The organism is Actinomycetota bacterium (genome assembly GCA_041658565.1).
Lineage (GTDB): Bacteria > Actinomycetota > AC-67 > AC-67 > AC-67 > JBAZZY01.
In genome coordinates this window covers 1-2,596 of the sequence record JBAZZY010000099.1, presented here as the reverse complement: position 1 = coordinate 2,596, position 2,596 = coordinate 1, and the positions used below count along the sequence as shown (strand labels likewise).

At 62.8% G+C, this 2,596-nt stretch carries 7 protein-coding genes; 1 reads left to right on the top strand and 6 read right to left on the bottom strand.

Annotated elements, in window-relative coordinates; all coding sequences use genetic code 11:
- The first annotated feature begins 215 nt into the window (after positions 1-215).
- Positions 216-812, top strand: a complete 597-nt coding sequence (locus WDA27_15405) for a hypothetical protein (protein ID MFA5892311.1) — start codon at positions 216-218, stop codon at positions 810-812.
- On the opposite strand, the gene WDA27_15400 is transcribed toward WDA27_15405, so the two are convergent.
- The 6 genes from WDA27_15400 to WDA27_15375 all read right to left on the bottom strand — a co-directional run.
- Positions 806-1,147 (bottom strand): hypothetical protein, encoded by a 342-nt coding sequence (locus WDA27_15400; protein ID MFA5892310.1) that lies wholly within the window; start codon positions 1,145-1,147, stop codon positions 806-808. The two genes, WDA27_15405 and WDA27_15400, sit on opposite strands and share 7 nt — an antisense overlap.
- A gap of 24 nt (positions 1,148-1,171) precedes the next feature.
- Positions 1,172-1,387 carry a hypothetical protein gene (locus WDA27_15395; GenBank protein ID MFA5892309.1) on the bottom strand — a complete coding sequence of 72 codons (216 nt, stop codon included), beginning with the start codon at positions 1,385-1,387 and terminating at the stop codon, positions 1,172-1,174.
- A 170-nt stretch (positions 1,388-1,557) separates the two neighbouring features.
- Positions 1,558-1,839, bottom strand: coding sequence for a hypothetical protein (locus WDA27_15390; GenBank protein MFA5892308.1), 282 nt, complete (start codon positions 1,837-1,839; stop codon positions 1,558-1,560).
- Positions 1,840-1,849: 10 nt separating this feature from the next.
- Positions 1,850-2,080 carry a hypothetical protein gene (locus WDA27_15385; protein MFA5892307.1) on the bottom strand — a complete coding sequence of 77 codons (231 nt, stop codon included), beginning with the start codon at positions 2,078-2,080 and terminating at the stop codon, positions 1,850-1,852.
- Between the two features lie 12 nt (positions 2,081-2,092).
- On the bottom strand, positions 2,093-2,326 hold the full coding sequence (locus WDA27_15380) for a hypothetical protein (GenBank protein ID MFA5892306.1): 234 nt from the start codon (positions 2,324-2,326) through the stop codon (positions 2,093-2,095).
- Between the two features lie 50 nt (positions 2,327-2,376).
- A partial coding sequence (locus tag WDA27_15375; GenBank protein ID MFA5892305.1) for a hypothetical protein occupies positions 2,377-2,596 on the bottom strand: 220 nt, incomplete at its 5' end.

Sequence of the window (2,596 nt, the reverse complement as noted above, 5' to 3'; positions counted from 1 at the left end):
GCGTGGACATGGATCTTGTGGCTCGCATCGCCCCGACGAAAGAGAACCCGTGGCCATGACCGACTCCCTCTCCGACCACCTCCGCGAGCACTGCCGCGACCACTACGAGCACATCAGGCAACCTTTGCCCGATTCGTTGCCGGGAGGCGAGCGGGCGTATCGGGACTGGCTCAAGGAGAGGCATGGCGGGAAACAAATTCTGAAAGGAACATACAATGGGTCTGGTTGAGTACCCCGGCTGGCTGGACGATCTGCGGCACCGCCGACCCGACGAATCGGCGGGCGAGCACTGCGCACGGATCGTGCGGGGGTTGGATGGCGCGTCGTTGGTGCATGATGCGGAGAAGCTCGCGGCGTTGTTCCTGTGCAACGAACCGGAAGCACGGGCCAAGCTCATCGCGTCGATGAAGACGAATTGCGCGACCACGATGCGTGAGATCCTCTGCTTGGCGGGTTGTGATCACGCGCTCATCATCTGCGAGTACGTCGTCGGCATGGCGATGGCTTGGGTGCTGCAGGCCGCGCGGGAGCTCGACGCGCTCGAGCCCGCATCGACATGGAAAGACCTGCAGCCAGGCGACGGCATGTGGTACGGGACGCCTGGCACAAACAACGACCACGTCGAATTTTGCCTGTCGGTTCCGAACCGTTTGACGGGATTTGCAGAGCATGCGGGTGGTGGGCGAAGTCAGAACCTGATCAGCGTGCAGCCCGCGAGCGACATCCGGTGGAGCGCCGGCCGTCCGCTGCGAGGGATCGTCAAGGCGGGGAAGATGTGTCTCAACCCTGCGACCCACGATAACCCCTACTGATCGCAACCCTGCCCGACAACATGCCGGTCCTTCGGGGCCGGCTTTTCGTCTACCTGCGAGTAGACGGATCTGCTCAAAATGGATCCCCATGGGTAGCTGACACGCGGCGGGGAGGGGTGGCTACCCACCTCGCGCGGTGGGGTGGGCATCGAAGGCACGTCCAGCGTTGCCGGGCGAGCCTCGAACAGCCCCTTCCCGCTGTCCATCCAATGGCGCAGATCCGCGTCTGCCTGAGATCGACGCGTGAAAAATGAAGCGTCTCCCAGCGTGCCGACCACGCACGGACCGATCTCGCCGTCACCCTCCCACCAAATCACGAAGCCTTCGATTCGCATCCCATCCTCCTTGCCCGCGGGCGGTCAGATCCTCTCCCATCCCTCACGGTCCGCGCTGGTCCACTCGACGCGTCCCCAGCCGTCGCCCGCGTATTTCGACACCTGATCGGACAGGCACCCGCGAGCAAGCTCCTCTGTCGTGCCAGCGGGCAACTCGTCCACGTGCCCCTGCTTGTTGCCGTGCTCGCCGTACACGAGGCGGTACAGGATCGGTGATTCGGTGGTGCGGTTCGTGTTCATTTTCGTGGTCTCCTCAATGGCCGAAGCCCCAGGCTTGCGCTCTGGGGCCGGGTGGAAGGGGGTGGGTTACCTCCACATGTCGACGATCGTGTAGACGACACCGATCGTCACCACCACCTCTGCGATCCACAGCAGAGCCCATTCGCGCCTCGACAATTGCCCGTCGCGTGTCATCGGATCGCCACCACGTTCTGCGGGTCGGGCTCTAGCGCGTGATCGAGCCTGCCTGCGCACCCGAGGTCCCACAACTCGCGCCGATCATCCTCGGGCAACGACTCCCAGGCGTCCACGGCGGCGCGGCTCACGCTGCACCGTATCCCATGGGACTCGGTGTGGTCCGCGACATGGCAGACAGCTACGACCGCATCGGACAGGCTGCTGACCACGTCCCCGTTCACGCGGACGGTTTCGATGTTGATCGTCTTGAGTGCGCTGATTTGGTTGGCGTTCATCGTGATCTCCTCAGAGTGACTCGGTGGGGTTGCCTTCGGGGTCGCGACCGCGGACGGCGCGGAGCTTCGGGGTGAGCGCGAGGTAATAGCCCTGCTTGGCGAGCATCGAGCGGCACGCCGCGATCGAGTCCTCGTGCATGTCGATCTCGGGGGCCATGTGGTGGATCAGGTCGATCGCCATCAGCCGACCGTTGCCCGCGTGGTTCGTCTCGGTCGCCTTGGTCGTCGTGTTCGCGTTCATGTTCGTTCTCCTTCAGACCTTTGCTGCTTGGCGAAGTGCTTCGAGCGACGTGACCCCGTCCCCCATGATGTAGCCAAACGAATTTTTCACGGCCCAGCGGTTGCCATCGAAACTAACGTCCCATTCGCACTTGTCGGCCAGCACGCGAAGCGTTCGACGCTCGGCTTGGCACTTGGGGCAATAACCGCTTCGAGCCGTTGTGACGTTTCCGCAGCCGCCGCACTCGCTCTTGATCGTCGTCTTCATACAAGTAATATGGCCCCTGCTGTGTCTAGCGTCAAGACTAAAAACACACGTCATGTCGATTGTTCGTAACCTCGCGTTTTAGCGTTGCTTTTATCCGATGCCTCGATGCACACCATGCGGATCCATGTCTGCGTCGGGATCCCCAGCCGGTCGGCGGCGAGCTTGAACGCGTCGTATTCGGACGGTCGCAGGCGGATGGTGACGCGCTCTCGCGGTTCGTCCACCTTCGGCCTGCCCTGTGTTTTGCGCGGTGCAGTTGTCATGCTGCTA

Bases quoted from the DNA above. Each gene is read 5' to 3' on its own strand.
- WDA27_15385 (MFA5892307.1), bottom strand. From the start codon at position 2,080: ATGAACGCGAACACGACGACCAAGGCGACCGAGACGAACCACGCGGGC.
- WDA27_15405 (MFA5892311.1), top strand. From the start codon at position 216: ATGGGTCTGGTTGAGTACCCCGGCTGGCTGGACGATCTGCGGCACCGC.
- WDA27_15390 (MFA5892308.1), bottom strand. From the start codon at position 1,839: ATGAACGCCAACCAAATCAGCGCACTCAAGACGATCAACATCGAAACC.
- WDA27_15380 (MFA5892306.1), bottom strand. From the start codon at position 2,326: ATGAAGACGACGATCAAGAGCGAGTGCGGCGGCTGCGGAAACGTCACA.
- WDA27_15400 (MFA5892310.1), bottom strand. From the start codon at position 1,147: ATGCGAATCGAAGGCTTCGTGATTTGGTGGGAGGGTGACGGCGAGATC.
- WDA27_15395 (MFA5892309.1), bottom strand. From the start codon at position 1,387: ATGAACACGAACCGCACCACCGAATCACCGATCCTGTACCGCCTCGTG.